Genomic DNA, 15,843 nt, shown 5'->3' on the forward strand with positions numbered 1-15,843 from the left:
TTAAAATGGATATCCGATAGCCAGATTGAATACCAGATTGTTACTTCTCCAGGTTTTGCTTCCAAAATCTATATCCTTGAATACCCATCTGTCTCCTTTTGGTAAATAGGGTACCCGCAAGGGAATTGCAAAATCCGTACGCAAGATCAGGAAGGTAAAGTCAAAGCGCAGACCTGCACCTGCACCTACCGCCAGTTCACTGATAAAGTCTTTTGAAAACTTACCTCCCGGCTTGTCCGGATCTTCATTTTGTAACCACACATTTCCGGCATCAATAAACGCTGCCCAATGGACAATACTGGCTAATTTAGCTCTGTACTCTGTGTTTAATTCTAACTTTAAATCACCCGTCTGATCTGCAAAAAAGTTGTTTTGTCCTACATTCTGCGGCGCGGAACTACCCGGGCCGATAGCTCTTGCTCTGAATGCTCTTAAGCTGTTGGGACCTCCTACAAAATACTGTTTGAGGTAGGGCAGGGAATTGGAGTTGCCATAGGAATAACTATATCCGATCGCAACACGGGAAGCGATCTGCGAGGTTTCAGACAATTTAAAGTAATGTCTGGCATCCGCCTGTAGCTTGATATATTGAGCATAGTACGCATTGAATATCTTGTGGCGCTTGCCTTCTGCATAATTGGCTCCCTGAATCAATCCCAGAATATTACCCGACAAATCTACTCCTCCTTTGAAATAGAATGTATTTTTCAAGGCCGTATTCATGGTATTGGTGTAGGTATAGTTATAGTTGGGGCCGAATGAAAATTGCGGATCTATAATATGTCTCAGTGAAGGCACGGTATCCATCTGCGCGCGATAATCGTCAGATACATTTCGTGGTTGTACATATATGACCTCCAGTACGCTCAGATCATGTTGTTTCTCATCAGTTTCCTTCCATGCATATCCATAGTCAAATTTGATGGAATTGAGCTGGTAAGCTGCTTTTCTGTTAAGAAATTCAAATCCTGTTTTGAAATATGTTTTAGGAATGTACTTGCGTGTTCCTGACCATTTAAACGGGGTCAGCAGGCGGGGCAATGAATAGGTCAGTTCGGCTCCGTAGCGGTAGTAACTGGAATTCAGATTGACGCTTCCGCCGGTCTGTGTTTCATATCCACCGAATACATTCAGCGATAATTGTTCAGCTCCTCTGAAGGCATTACGCATGCTCCAGGTTACGTTTAGTTCGGAACCGTTATATACGGATGCCATTTTTCCCAGTAATTCCAGTCGAAGCGACTTTTTCGGAAGCGGTGTCAGGTAATAATACACATCTAGTGTATTCGTCGAATCTTTGGAGTCTACAAAGTTGTTCTTCACAAATTTGAAACTGTTGAGATTGACCAGATGGTTGATCGTCAGGTTGTGATTGTGACGGTTATACGTGTCCCCGCGTTTAAAGAAGATGTGATTCGCAATAACGGGTTTACGAAAGGTATTCTTTCGGTCGATGATATAATAATTGTCTCTGAAGAGTTCAGCATTTCGGGGGTTAGACAACTGATATCCGCTGTTAGAAAGCTGGTAATTGGGATAAATGTAGATGTTGCCTATCTTTTGAGGGTGTTTAGCCTGTTCAGGTGTTTCTTTTTTCAACACCACATACATATCTACCTTATGATTTCCGATGCTGCTGTCTACCTGAACAAGAAGGTTTTCGGGATTGAAATAGTAATATCCCTTATTTTTAAGTTCGTTGTCTATACGGTCACGCTCATTAAGAATAACATCCAGACTGTAATTCTGGCCTACGACGAGAAGTGATCTGTCTTTCGATTCCAGAATATCTTTACCAATCTGGGAGGTGCTGTCTATATCAAATTTTACAGACTTGATCCTGTAGATCAGATTGGGAGTTGCTGTATAGGTTACTGTAGCTTCTTTGTTGTTAATGGTGGTGTCCGACGTCACTTCTGCATTGAAGAAGCCTATATTCTCCAGTTTATTCCGGACCAGATTTTCATTATATTCCCGGTTTACATCGCTCAGAAAAACAGGTTTTGCACCCAGACCTTTGATCCATTTGCGTACAATATTATTGGTGACAGAATCTCCGCCTCCCATATAATATAGTCCGCTTTTAATCCGTAAGCCTAAGAGTTTTTTGTTAGGCTTAGGCATCAGAAGTCCTTCCAGATGTTCAGATAGCAGCTTCTTTTTGTCAGCAGGGATGGTATCCGAATTGATGACTACTTCGCCATTATCGTATAATGATTCTCCTTCCGGCAAATGCTTTTTCGTGCTACATGCTGAAGAGAGCAGCAGCAGAACAGTAATAAATCCCAGCGCCTGCAGTTTACCCTTTTGCATTTTGTCTCCTTTCCTCTTCTTCATTACGAATAGCTGATTTTAAAGTATCTGTCTTTTTGTGGTTTGTATCATTTTTACCGGATTTGTCCAGTGAATCTTTCTTAAGCTGTTGCTGTTCCTGGAGTTTTTTCTCCTGACGTTTACGGTACTCGGGACTGTTCTGCATCAGACTATCCCGTATTACTGCTCTTACGCTATCCCTGTAAACCGAATCCTTATCCATACGCTCTACATCAAATCTTCTTCTGAATCCTTTACTTTCCGTGTCATAATAATTCTCCAGTTGCTTGGTATTCATAAATATCTCCCTGAACTTATTATAGTCCATATTGATAATGAAACCAATCCCTGTCTCTACAAATTGTCCCTGCAGCGTTGCCTGATACTGATTTTTGCGGTATACACGTGCAAAATATCTTCCGTCCTGTGAAAGCTGATAATCCAAAGAAATATCACCGGCAATATTGTTGGCTTGTTCACCCGGTCTGGAACTTCCTTCGACCTCAAAGTTAGAACCGATTGTAATTTTCAGACGATCGTCAAACAGCATTTTAGATACACCGATATTGAGGTCAGTACGCGTATTGCCGGATCCGGTCAGATAATCTTGTGAAGATTCCAGACCAAAATCAAGTTCTACACCTTTTATCAGGTCGGAAGCCAGCGCATTTAACTGCCCGCTCAGGAAGGAACTCATGGTATTACGGGCAGTACCCTCTACGCCGCCACCTCCGGACAGACTTTCAAATGGATTTGAGGCCATAAAGCGACCTAGTATAATTAGGGAGAAGACCTGCTTATTCAATTCAGACTGATCTTCACGAAGAGCCGTGAGTGCAATGTTGACCTTACTTACCACATCCTGCGAAACAATAGCATTCTTCTCATCGAGATCAATGTCAAAGTTAATGTTCGGTTTGAACAACTCACCGGTCAGTAACAGTTTTACAGCAAATGGAATCCGTTGTTTGTATAAGTTGGCGCTTTCGGTACCGATCTGATTCTGTACAAGTTCCAGTGTCGGAAATTTATTTGTATAAAGAGCTGTAATGGCCAGTTGTGCATCCAGCGGATCCCCGTTCCAGGTAATGGTACTGCCTTTTTCAAAAGCAAACTCTTTACTGAGTGGTCCGAAGCTGAAGGAATAATCTCCTTTTTCTACGGTGAATGTACCTGACATCGTGATTTTCTCACTGGCATCAATTCCCATATTCAATTCGGCTGTTCCCTGTATATTCAGCGCATCTTTGGAACCTTCATCCATGATGATCTTGAATTTAGCCTCTTTATCTGTTTGCAGATTCAGGGTAAGATCTATTCCTGAGAGATGTGATGTAGTGGTCATGGAATCGAGCTTTGCAAATACATTGGCTGCTGAAGTATCACTTTTATTTACAAATTCGACTACACCATCCCGCTGTACCATTCCCGGATTATCGTTAGGAACGATAAATACGAAATCGGTTTTGTCATTTGCTTTGATATTACCGTCTACTACAGGTTTGTGCATATCCCCTCTGATGCGCAGATTGGAGGTTACAAATAGTTTACCGTAGAACAGATCGTTATCCTCGCGTGTAGAGTTGACCACCGTAAAATCATTTGTATTCAGATTGAGATTAAAATCAAAGTCTGTATAATCTTTTGTAAGGATCGAACCGTTGATTCTGGCTGTATTTCCTCTTTTATCCTTAATGTTGAACTCTTTGAATGCAAGACCCTGATCATTGAATGAAATGGTCTGATCGTCCATATAAAAGTCGGCATTAAGCATGGTGATATTCAGCCGTGCATCCTGGAATACCAGATCACCATTTATACTCGGATTGGCTGTAGTGCCGCTGATATTGAGTGTTCCTTCGAGGTTCCCTTCTGTATTTTGAAGATAGCCCAGACTGAAAGCCTCGACCGTTTTCATTTTTAGTGGTTTGAGGTCTAATGTTGCCTGAAAAGTGGACTTGCCATCCGGAGGACTTATATATTCTCCAAGAAGACGTACATTATTGCCATTTTCTGTGATGCTCACATCCGCTGCATAAGTGTTCTCTTTTTCGTTATTGACCTTAATGGCAATATTTCCGACTGTATCTTTCCCGAAATAGAATTTATCTATTGTCAGATCAGAAACAAAAACAGGCTTACTTTCCAGACGGGATATGGTGGCACTTCCGTTTATTCCTCCACCCAGATTCAGCGCTTCAGATTCCAGCATTTGAGAGAATGTTTCGATTCTGAAATTGTTGAAACTTAAGTTGATCGGAGAGTTCAGAGATGAATCCTGAGAAACAATCTTCAGTTCCTGACCTTTATTGGTCAGAATAAAATCCTGCGCCCGGATACCGGCTTTACCAAAGGAAAGGCTGTTATTCTGGTTGATGTTCCACGTTTCGTAGTTCAGCATCAGACCATTTTCGAGCAAACTGAGGATATAATTATCATCATTGACTTTCATTTGCGCTCCGAGATAGTATTGTTCTTTCTCCTGTTTATCTTTTATCCAGAGACCAAAGTCCAGGTTGTTCTTTATTACCTTTCCACTCAATACGGTATTAATCAATTCAACATTACTGATCGCAATTTTATTGATAAGTGTAGAATAGTACATCGTGCTGTCTACAGTATTGATATCGAGTGAAACATTTTCAATTTTTGTTCCTCCGTAGATGACTTTTGGCGCAACGAGTTTTGCCAGGATAGATTTGGTCTGACTATCAAATGTACCATCCAGTGTTACGGGTCTTAGTTCCTCCAGATCAGGAAAGAAGTCACGAATAAATCGCGAATTGTTCAGTTGCGCACTAAACTCAAAATTTTGAGGTGAATACGGAGGTATTTTTGCAGGGTTGGCATTCGGCTGATAATATACCCGCAGAATATCCTGCATAGCACTTCCCAGTTCGGTAAGCTTATATTTACCCACAAGGTGAGCTTTCAGGAATTCAGATTGCAGGGTCAGCATATTGCGGCTGGTGTCTGCTTTAGCGATCATAGAGACACTATCCAGTACAAAACGATCATTGTTGTAGGCGATAGACGAATTGACAATGTCAATACGGCCGTTTAAGAAATTAAGGTCTGCAGTTTCAAAATCAGCAACGATCTTACCATGATAGCGCAGATCGTCTGTCATGAGTTTGAGGTTTTTGAAATTGATGCTATCGATCATCATTTCCATATTTACCTTGGGATATTTTCCGCGCATATCTGCATTAGCATTCATATGAAGATCCAGATTCGGATCGCTGCTGCTGATCGTTGCGCCGATATCTCCTTTGTTGGCAAGTAAATCAAGGTCAATATTCTGATAACGGTATCCCATAGCATCCAGGCGCAGGAGTTTTCCTTTTACATCGGCCTGCATGGTTTTGGGATTGAGGCCATGTCCTTTCACATCAGCATCAAAGGCAAGTATACCCAGTGTGGAATCCATCTTTAACAGATGTCCGAGGTTGAAATCCTCGATACGTACCCGTGCATCATAGGAGGTGTCGCGTCCTGCCATATTGAGTTTACCGTCAAACGAGGCATTTCCCTGCTCGGTCTTCAGTTTCAGATCTGCATCAAACCCTTTCATTCCTCCTTTGAATGTACCTGTCAGTCCGATCGAATTGGGCAATTGTATACTGTCCGGAAGCATAGATTTTGCAATCAGTTGCTCCAGATCACGGCGTCCTGTAGTTAATTTTTTCAGGCGCAGATCAATGTTCATTTTTTCCGGGTCAGGCAAACCGGTAATATTGGCGCTGGCAATAATATGCGTGCGGTTGAGTGTTTTGAATTCCAGTGTTGGGATCTGCAGGTCATTCATCCGGCCTTTGACACGCCCGTCTATAAAGAAGGTTTTGGTCATCAGTGGTTTCATGACTTGCATGGTATCCAGGAAAGGAGCAAAATAGCGGATATCTTTCATACCTACACGACTTTTGCGGATATTCGCTTCTAATGTTAGTTTCTCAGGCTGTGTACTGATGATATCCAGAGAAGGGTAGGAGACTTTAATATAATCTCTTAATAAGGTATTGGGTGTTTCTGCGTACAGATTTTTGATTATCGCACCAGTATTGGTGTATATAAAATCACCGGAAAGTTGTTTAATCTCAAATCCGGAATGATCTTTAGCTTTTAGCATAGCTAATGATCCGGACAGAGAATCTGCAGAGTAGAACAGATCTTTAAGATCTCCGGACAGCCCCTGGATTTTTATATTGCCGTAATCGAAACCTTTAATACGGGCCTGATTATCATCTTTAAACAGGAAATTGGTCTTGTTGATGACAATTTCATTTGCAGATACAATCCAGTTATTCGAAGAAGTAGCAGCAGTAGAGTCTCTTGTCGTTTTTACTTCTGGCTTTTTGTTGATCTTTCCAAACAAAACTTTTGAATCCGAACCATCCAGTTTTATATTATCTAAGGTGACAATTTCCTTATTAAGGTCTATTTCATGTATGCTGGCTACAAGGTCATTGATATTAAACCGGGTGTCCATTGCGGATGATGAATCACTGTAGCGTACATCAATATTTTTTAGATTGGCGGTTTTGATGCCTACATTTGGTAGGAGAGAGGTTTCTTTCACAGAAGGATCTGTTATCCCGAAATCTTCGGCCTTAGGGCGATTGGTATCGGTCATCGGCGACCATTGATTCACAATGGCTGTCAGTCCGTCAATATTGACGACCGGCATATCAAAAGTCATATTTTTGGTCAGGTCAAAAGTCTTGATTCGGGTGTCGAAGTGACTGAGATTGATTTCAGCTCTTGTGCCGATGACATCATCTTTGTAAATAAACCTTATTTTATCAAAATTTACCTTTTCAATATTAAATACCATAGCCGATGTGGTGTCTGCTGTGGCTGTACTTTCCTTTTCTGAAGAAAATGCTTTTACAATATAGTCAAAATTAAATGCGCTGTCTGGCAGGCTGCGGCTTATTTTTGCGGTAGCTCCTTTTAAAGATATTTCCTGAATTTCAACAGTGTTTTTGAGTAATTTGAACATGTCGATATCTACTTTGAGCTCTTCTGCAGATACCAGCGTATCTTTAGACTGATCCGCTAAATAGACATTTTCCAGCACCAGATCCTTAGGAAATCCTATTTTAATATACCCTATACGTACAGGTGTGCCGATTTTGCCTTCGACATAATTCGTCACTTTGCCCACCACAAAGTTTTGAACTGCAGGGAGCCGGATCAGAAAAACAATAAGTAAAAGTAAGGCTATAATAGAGCCGACAATCCATAAGAATGTCTTTAATGCAATGCGTCCTAATTTATTCAAAATTTGAAAAATCTATATATAAGCGTCAAAAGTTTTATTAAACAACGTAAAAAGACCGGATATGTTTACGAAAAAAATGATTTTCATATTATATGCCTTGAGGGCAAAGATAATATAACAGTAGTAATTAATTGTATTTTTGCCTGTTAAGGATTTATTTTTTGTCAATGAAAACGTGTTTATTGGCTTTAAATACTGATTCTTATTAAGCACAATTGACAAGTATTTATTAAGTAAAACAGATATCCGAATAAAAAACATAATTAAGGTCATTTTTCTACTCCTTATTCCAAAACTTTTTGATATTTAATACTATGATAGTTTTCTTCATATTCAAAAAGAGTGCCGCTGTTTTCAGATAGTTTTCGTATTTTTACAGACTATTTTTCTAACTACAAAAATTACAGATTATTTTGGATTATCTAGCAGGATTAAATCCGACCCAACGTGCGGCTGTTGAACAGACAGAAGGACCAGTAATGATTGTCGCCGGAGCCGGATCGGGTAAAACACGTGTGATCACCTATCGTGTGGCACACCTTATACGTAAAGGTGTGGATCCCTTTAATATATTAGTGTTGACTTTTACCAATAAGGCTGCAAAAGAGATGCGGGAGCGTATCATGAAGGTCGTAGGAGGAGAAGCTAAGAATATCTGGATGGGTACTTTTCACTCGGTTTTTGCCCGGATATTACGTGTGGAAGCCGAATTGATTGGTTATCCGCGCAATTTTACGATCTACGATACAGACGATACCAAAAGTTTGCTCCGTTCTATCCTCAAGGAGATGAATCTGGATGATAAGCTGTATAATGTCAACCACGTATATGGTCGTATTTCACAGGCGAAAAATAACTTGATTTCTCCGCAGGAATATAATAAGAATGAAGCTATCAAAGCGGAAGATCATTCAAATGGCAGGGGACAGATGGGACAGATCTATATGACCTATGCACAGCGCTGTTATCGTGCCGGAGCGATGGACTTTGACGATTTGTTATTCAAGACCAATGTGCTTCTGAATAAGCATCCGGATGTCTTACACAAGTATCAGCACCAGTTTAAATATCTGATGGTGGATGAGTATCAGGATACTAACTTTTCCCAGTATCTGATTGTCAAGCGTCTGGCTGCGGTGAACGAAAATATTTGTGTTGTAGGGGATGATGCACAGAGTATCTATGCCTTTCGCGGTGCGAATATCCAAAATATCCTGAATTTCCAGAAAGATTATCCGGATGTAAAGGTGTTCAAACTTGAGCAAAACTACCGTTCGACCAAGATGATCGTGAATGCCGCCAACAGTATTATTGCGAACAACAAGAATCAACTGGAGAAGAACGTATTTTCGGACAATGAGGATGGTGAAAAGATAAAGGTTAACAGAGCCTTCTCCGATAATGAAGAAGGAAAGATTGTAGCCGATATTATTGCTCAGGAAAAAGCCCTTAAGGGATTAAACTTTAAAGATTTTGCGATTCTGTATCGCACGAATGCACAGTCCCGATCGATGGAGGAGGCGCTTCGTAAGATCAATATTCCTTATAAGATATACGGGGGAACCTCTTTTTATCAACGTAAGGAGATAAAGGATCTGATTGCTTACTTCAGATTGACGTTCAATCCGAATGATGAGGAAGCGCTGAAGCGCGTTATTAACTATCCGCGTCGTGGAATCGGGGATACAACTATCGAACGCATTATGATCGCCGCTGATCAGCAGCAGATCAGGTTGTGGGATGTTGTCGCCAATGCGCAAATGTTTCTGGATGGAAGAAGTGCCGGCTCGGTGAGTGGTTTTGCTACGATGGTGCAGAGTTTTCAGGCGATGGCCAATAACCATTCGGCATTTGATACAGCGATGCACATTGCTCAACATTCAGGAGTACTGAAGGATCTGTATGAAGATAAATCAGTAGAAGGACTCAGCAGATACGAAAATATTCAGGAGCTCTTAAATGGTATCAAGGAGTTTTCGGAGAGAGAGGATATAGAAGATCGTGGGCTGGATGTGTTTATGCAGGATATTGCTCTTCTCACCAACGACGATAACGATAAGAATCCGAACGCGGATACCGTATCCCTGATGACGATTCACTCTTCAAAAGGATTGGAATTTCCGATTGTCTTTATAGTCGGACTGGAAGAAAATCTGTTTCCTTCACAGCTGTCTCTAAACTCCAGGTCTGAACTGGAAGAGGAAAGACGATTATTCTACGTAGCAGTAACGCGTGCGGAGAAAAAGCTGCATTTATCATACGCAACCTCCCGATACAGATGGGGGTCATTGAATAATTGTGAACCAAGCAGGTTTCTGGACGAATTGAATCCGGCCTGTCTTGATCTTGACTTTAAACCAAGAGGTATGCCTTCATCAGCAGGCGATGGTTTTCAGAGAGAGCGCATGACCTGGCAGCAGAAAGATCAGGATGCCTTCTCCAAACCAAAACCAAAAGTAGTGAAGACGACTTCTATATTACCGAAAGCGCATACACCTACGGAAGGCTTTGCTCCGTCTGATACCAGCGGACTTCAGGTAGGGATGGAAGTAGAACATGAAAGATTTGGATTTGGTAAGGTTATCAATCTGGAAGGCAGTAAACCGGACCTTAAAGCAACTATTTTCTTTAAAGAGTTGGGACAAAAGCAATTGTTGCTTAAATTTGCCAAACTTAGGATTGTACAATAGCATTTATTATATTTACAAAATAACGGCGCATATCTTACGTTATTAAAGCGTCATCATCCACAATTTATGAATTTTGATTATAACAGCACAAGACCAAAACTTATTCTAGCCGAATATGGTCGTAATGTGCAGAATATGGTAGATTATATCAGTTCACTACCAACAAAAGAAGAACGTAACCGTCATGCTCAGGTCGTTATCGATATGATGGGGGTTCTTAATCCGCATTTACGTGATGTGGCCGATTTCAAACACAAGCTTTGGGATCACCTGCAGATTATCTCTGATTTTAAAATTGATGTCGATTCTCCATATCCTATTCAGAGCAGAGAAAATGTAAAACATCAGCCTGAGATGTTGGGGTACCCTCAGCATAATATCCGTTTCAAGCACTATGGTCATACTGTAGAAACAATGGTAAGTAAGGCCAGATTGATCACAGATGAAACCAAAAGGAATCAGATGATCCTGTCGATTGCTAATTTTATGAAAATGGCATATCTGACATGGAATAAAGACTCTGTATCGGATGAGCAGATTTTACAGGATCTGAAGGAACTGTCTAAAGGTGAACTTTTCTTACCTGAAGGAACCGTTCTTACCAAACTTGATTTCAAAACACCTCCTCCGGGAAGCCGTGTAAAAAGTCAGACTCCTTCTTCCGGTGGTAGCAACAATAACAACAATAATAATAAAGGAAGCTATCAGCAGAAATCGAATAACAATAACAACAAGAAACCGGGTGGTTTTGTAAAAAGAAACAATAACAACAATAATAGCGGCGGCCCTAAAAAGAGCTACCATAATAATAACAATAATAATAATAACAACCATTCAAATAATTATAAGAGAGGATAATCTTTTAAATTGGATAAATGGTACAGAGCAATTGAAATGTCAATCATATTCCAATTGCTTTTTTTTTGAAATATAATAGTTAGGGTATACATGAACGCATTTGAAATACATGGTGGGAAGCCATTAAAAGGTGAGATTATTCCTCAGGGCGCAAAAAATGAAGCATTGCAGATTATTTCTGCGGTTCTATTGACAGAAGAACCAATGACAATAGCTAATGTGCCTGATATTAAAGATGTCAATAAGCTGATTGAGCTGTTACAGGCATTGGGTGTAAAGGTGAATCGTGTAGATCAGGATACCTATGTCTTTGAAGCGAAAGACATTAATATTGATTATTTCCAGTCGGAAGAATTTAAAGTAAAAGGGGGAGGTCTTCGCGGATCTATTATGATCGTGGGCCCTTTACTTGCCAGATTCGGTAAAGCTGCTATCCCTAAACCGGGAGGTGATAAAATCGGCAGACGTCGTCTGGATACCCACTTTCTTGGATTCGAAAAATTAGGAGCCAAATTTGTGTACGATGCAGACAACAATTTTTTTAATGTTGATGCCAGCGAATTAAGAGGAACATATATCTTACTGGATGAGGCTTCAGTAACAGGTACGGCTAATATTGTAATGGCTGCTGTACTGGCTAAAGGTACGACCACAATTTATAATGCTGCATGTGAGCCTTATCTGCAACAATTGTGTAAGATGTTGAACAGAATGGGGGCTAATATCTCGGGTATAGGTTCTAATCTGTTGACTATAGAAGGTGTAGAACGTCTTGGGGGAACAAGTCATAAAATGTTGCCGGATATGATCGAGATCGGATCTTTTATCGGACTGGCTGCAATGACAGGTTCTGAAATTACGATTAAAGATGTGTGCTACCCGGAGTTAGGTATTATTCCTACTATCTTCAGCCGTCTGGGAATTAAGATGGAGCTCAGAGGGGATGATATTTTTATTCCTGCTCAGGAACATTATGAAATTGAAACGTTTATCGATGGTTCTATTCTTACCGTATCTGATGCTCCATGGCCGGGATTTACACCGGATTTGTTGAGTATTGTGCTTGTAACTGCTATACAGGCAAAAGGAAATGTGCTGATCCATCAGAAAATGTTTGAAAGCCGTCTGTTTTTTGTAGATAAACTGATCGATATGGGCGCCCAGATTATTTTATGTGATCCGCACCGGGCTACTGTGATCGGATTGGATAAAGCATTTAAATTAAGAGGAATCGAGATGACATCTCCGGATATTCGGGCAGGTGTGTCTTTATTGATAGCGGCGCTTTCTGCTCAGGGCAAATCCAAAATCTATAATATCGAACAGATTGAAAGAGGATATCAGCATATTGAAGAACGTTTAAAAGCTTTAGGAGCAGATATTCGTCGTATTGATGAAACTCCTGCGGGTCATTAGAATTGTCTGATTAATGTCTTTTCTCTTGCAAATTGTTACAATAAAGGATAAAATAAATATCTTTGTCTCAAATTAATGTTTAAACATACAATTTTTATTTCATTATGAAAAAGATTATTTTATTCTCTGCCTTTGCGGCTTTGGTATTATCTTCATGTGCAGGTAACCCTGAAGGTAAAAAAGCTGAAACTTCTGACTCTACAGCTATTGTTGAAAATACAGTTTCAGGTAATTCTTTTACAGTAGATACTGCGCAGTCTAAAGTGGTATGGACAGGTACAAAAGTAACAGGTCAGCATACAGGTACTGTAGTTGTTAAATCAGGTTCTATTCAGATTGATAACAATACCCTTGTTGGTGGTACATTTACACTGGATATGAACTCTATCAGTTCTACAGATCTGGAAGGAGAGTATAAAGATAAATTGGACGGACATTTGAAAGCAGCTGATTTCTTTGATGCAGCGCAATTTCCTGAAGCGACTTTTGTGATTTCAAAAGTAGAGGCGGGAGCTACTGCATCTGATGTAAAAGTAACCGGTAATCTGACTATCAAAGGTATCACAAAGAGTATTTCATTTGATACAAAAGTATTGGAATCAACCGACAGCGTAATCAAAACGCATGCAGATTTCAATATCGAGCGTGCTGATTGGGGAGTGAACTATGCGGGTAAAGAAGATGATTTGATTTCGAAACAAATCAATTTCAAAATCGATATCGTTGCGAACAAGAAATAAGTCAAACTGATAATAGGAGTATAGCCCGAATGAAAAACATTCGGGCTATACTTTTTTAGAGATCATTCTAAAATTTGTAGGTTATACCTGCACCCAGGATTTGTTTAACCTGTAAAGCCGGTCTTTCTGACCCCGGAGCTCCGTTATCTTTTGGAATAAGGGTATTGTCATCGTATATCAGTTGTACACCTGCATTGACTGTGATCCATTTGTTCACTTTCATCACGAGATTTGCCGTGTAATCGACATCTACATTCTGCGGGTCTTCCAGATAATTGGAATAGAGCTTAAGAATATTTTCAAAGGTTATATTTTCCATGATCTCCTTTTTGTAATATGCATCCAGAGAAGCACCAAATTCAAAACGAGATTTTTTGCCCGGATCTACACCGAAGGCACCTATATTCGAGAGGGAATCATTAGTCACAAATACGAAACGTGCTGCTGCAGGAGAGATGTTTATTTTGAAATTGTCAGACTCCTTATAAGCCATACCGGGACCAAAACTCAGATAAGCGGGAGCAAAGGCTGTTGATAATAATGTCCTGGCATTGTTGCTGTCATACTTATACCCTTTGGCAAACTGTGTGTTGAAATTCATAAAGAAAGTATAAAGCCACCTTTCCTTTGCCTGATAACCTAATAAACTGCTGATCGCAAAACGGTCATCATTCTTTCTCCAGTCTGTTTCTTTCTGAAAAGTCTGTCCGTAAGCAGCTAATACTTTGTTGTCCCAACTCCATCTGTCTTTTTTGTAGTTGAAGTCGTAATTAAAGATCAGGTTTCCTGCAAAAGAATTGACACCACCTGCAGCCCAATTTGAGAAGGAACTCTGATTAATCAGAAAAGTGTTTTCTCCTTTAATCGTCCATAATCTGGTTGAATCTGCACCTTCCTGTTGTGCATAAGTTGCGATGGAGAAAGCTGACAAAAGCAGCATGATTGTAAGTTTTAATTTCTTCATATTGCAAGATTAATTTCTTAATAACTTAATTAAGAATAAAGATAGTGATTTGATTCACTTTTATGTAATGAAAAAAACGCTGCGCTGTGTATCTTTGGCAAGAGGAAGTACAGTGAATATTTTATTGAAATCTCCTGCTGAGATGAATTTTTTACATCTCCTTTTAAAGAAAATTAAATACGGATGAAAATTACATTGATCTGCGTTGGTAAGACAGATGAAAAATATCTGAATGAGGGTATTGAGAAGTATACAAGCCGGTTGAAGCATTATATTACTTTTGGAATAGTGATTATCCCGGATCTCAAAAACAGTAAGAATATGAGTCAGGCACAACAAAAGGAAAAGGAAGCTGCTCTGATTCTGAAACATATCAGTCCGCAGGATACTGTCGTACTACTGGATGAGTATGGAAAGGAATACCGATCTGTGGATTTTTCCCGTTATCTCGAAAAGAATATGCTCAACAGTACCCAGCACCTGGTTTTTGTGATTGGAGGACCATATGGGTTTGATCAGACCATTTACGACCGGTCGGTACAGAAGTTATCGCTGTCCAAGATGACTTTCTCTCATCAGATGATCCGGTTATTTTTTGTAGAGCAGGTATATCGTGCTTTTTCCATTTTGAAAGGAGAACCCTATCATCATGAATAGTCATAAAAATTGTGTAAATTGTAGTGAATTTGCATCTAAATAATAAAGGAGGAAATATGAGAATGCAAAAAAGAGATTATCACTTTAAAAGTGATTCAGCGTATAACGAAGGTAAAAGAGCAAAGATCATGATTGCTATAGGGATGGCGTTAGTAATTGCTTTATACTTTATATTCAAATAGGGATAAAGTGAATTAAAAATAGATAAGGCGATACGGGGAGTATCGCCTTAAAATCACACTAACTATTAAAAAACCTATAGGACTAGGAATTTTCTATACCAAAAATACTGATTTTTATTCAAAATCAAATTATAATTGTAAAAAGAGTCCATAGTATTATTTAATGTGTGTATTTTATTTTGTGCTTGTACATTTAAGGATTTGATTTTTAAATATTTGTGTATTTTTGTGTGTTAACATATAATCAAATATATGCAGTATTAAATTATCTGAATCTTTTATTTATTAAAAAATCCGGCTTTTGAGGTATTCTTGCCATGCTACCTGATCAGTTTTGAATGTAAGTTCAGATAATTTTACCTGATTCACAGGTACCAGTCTGAAAGCCTGAAGCTTTTCTCCGGCCTCATCTTTATCAAAATCAAAAACTTTTTCCTTTATACTGACGTTAAGTGGCTGATTAGCCTTAACCAGATAATAGATACTAATAATCTGACTATCATTAAAACTGGATTTCTCCCAAAAATCTGTTGTATAAATATGCTTTACAACATCTACAGAGAGTCCGCACTCTTCCTCATATTCTCTTTTGAGTGCGTCTATCAGTCCTTCTCCATACTCTAATCCTCCTCCCGGAAATTTGGTGAAAGACACACTTTCAGTTTTTTCATCACTGATCAATACTTCATCATGTTCATTGATAAGTATTCCGTACACGCGCACATTAAAAGGATACATG

Annotated in this window: 9 protein-coding genes; 5 read left to right on the forward strand and 4 right to left on the reverse strand. The window is 39.5% G+C overall.

Annotation, left to right across the window (positions count from 1 at the left end):
• A complete protein-coding gene (gene tamL, locus HMPREF0766_RS02965; RefSeq protein ID WP_002993574.1) occupies window positions 1-2,337 on the reverse strand; it encodes a translocation and assembly module lipoprotein TamL in 2,337 nt (778 codons plus the stop codon).
• Window positions 2,300-7,597 (reverse strand): translocation/assembly module TamB domain-containing protein, encoded by a 5,298-nt coding sequence (locus tag HMPREF0766_RS02970; RefSeq protein ID WP_002993575.1) that lies wholly within the window; start codon window positions 7,595-7,597, stop codon window positions 2,300-2,302. Before HMPREF0766_RS02970 ends, tamL begins: the two co-directional genes overlap by 38 nt.
• Window positions 7,598-8,010: 413 nt before the next feature.
• Here HMPREF0766_RS02970 and HMPREF0766_RS02975 point away from each other — a divergent pair, with 413 nt between their 5' ends.
• The 4 genes from HMPREF0766_RS02975 to HMPREF0766_RS02990 all read left to right on the forward strand — a co-directional run bounded on the left by HMPREF0766_RS02975 (window position 8,011) and on the right by HMPREF0766_RS02990 (window position 13,301).
• Window positions 8,011-10,287, forward strand: a complete 2,277-nt coding sequence (locus HMPREF0766_RS02975; protein WP_002993577.1) for an ATP-dependent helicase — start codon at window positions 8,011-8,013, stop codon at window positions 10,285-10,287.
• Window positions 10,288-10,353: 66 nt separating this feature from the next.
• Window positions 10,354-11,145, forward strand: coding sequence for a DUF4290 domain-containing protein (locus HMPREF0766_RS02980; protein ID WP_002993579.1), 792 nt, complete (start codon window positions 10,354-10,356; stop codon window positions 11,143-11,145).
• A 90-nt stretch (window positions 11,146-11,235) separates the two neighbouring features.
• Entirely contained in the window at window positions 11,236-12,561 is a 1,326-nt protein-coding gene (gene murA / locus HMPREF0766_RS02985; RefSeq protein WP_002993581.1) for a UDP-N-acetylglucosamine 1-carboxyvinyltransferase, read from the forward strand.
• 104 nt (window positions 12,562-12,665) lie between these two features.
• Window positions 12,666-13,301 carry a YceI family protein gene (locus HMPREF0766_RS02990; protein ID WP_002993582.1) on the forward strand — a complete coding sequence of 212 codons (636 nt, stop codon included), beginning with the start codon at window positions 12,666-12,668 and terminating at the stop codon, window positions 13,299-13,301.
• 67 nt (window positions 13,302-13,368) lie between these two features.
• On the opposite strand, the gene HMPREF0766_RS02995 is transcribed toward HMPREF0766_RS02990, so the two are convergent.
• A complete protein-coding gene (locus tag HMPREF0766_RS02995; RefSeq protein ID WP_002993584.1) occupies window positions 13,369-14,265 on the reverse strand; it encodes a DUF3078 domain-containing protein in 897 nt (298 codons plus the stop codon).
• Between the two features lie 183 nt (window positions 14,266-14,448).
• Here HMPREF0766_RS02995 and rlmH point away from each other — a divergent pair, with 183 nt between their 5' ends.
• Window positions 14,449-14,922, forward strand: coding sequence for a 23S rRNA (pseudouridine(1915)-N(3))-methyltransferase RlmH (gene rlmH, locus HMPREF0766_RS03000; protein WP_002993586.1), 474 nt, complete (start codon window positions 14,449-14,451; stop codon window positions 14,920-14,922).
• Window positions 14,923-15,389: 467 nt separating this feature from the next.
• On the opposite strand, the gene HMPREF0766_RS03005 is transcribed toward rlmH, so the two are convergent.
• Complete coding sequence (locus HMPREF0766_RS03005) at window positions 15,390-15,842, reverse strand: NUDIX domain-containing protein (protein WP_002993588.1); 453 nt, start codon at window positions 15,840-15,842, stop codon at window positions 15,390-15,392.
• Between the last annotated feature and the right edge of the window lies 1 nt (window position 15,843).

This window comes from Sphingobacterium spiritivorum ATCC 33861, assembly GCF_000143765.1.
Lineage (GTDB): Bacteria > Bacteroidota > Bacteroidia > Sphingobacteriales > Sphingobacteriaceae > Sphingobacterium > Sphingobacterium spiritivorum.

Bases quoted from the DNA above. Each gene is read 5' to 3' on its own strand.
- HMPREF0766_RS02980 (WP_002993579.1), top strand. From the start codon at position 10,354: ATGAATTTTGATTATAACAGCACAAGACCAAAACTTATTCTAGCCGAA.
- HMPREF0766_RS02990 (WP_002993582.1), top strand. From the start codon at position 12,666: ATGAAAAAGATTATTTTATTCTCTGCCTTTGCGGCTTTGGTATTATCT.
- HMPREF0766_RS02995 (WP_002993584.1), bottom strand. From the start codon at position 14,265: ATGAAGAAATTAAAACTTACAATCATGCTGCTTTTGTCAGCTTTCTCC.
- rlmH (WP_002993586.1), top strand. From the start codon at position 14,449: ATGAAAATTACATTGATCTGCGTTGGTAAGACAGATGAAAAATATCTG.
- HMPREF0766_RS03005 (WP_002993588.1), bottom strand. From the start codon at position 15,842: ATGTATCCTTTTAATGTGCGCGTGTACGGAATACTTATCAATGAACAT.
- murA (WP_002993581.1), top strand. From the start codon at position 11,236: ATGAACGCATTTGAAATACATGGTGGGAAGCCATTAAAAGGTGAGATT.
- tamL (WP_002993574.1), bottom strand. From the start codon at position 2,337: ATGAAGAAGAGGAAAGGAGACAAAATGCAAAAGGGTAAACTGCAGGCG.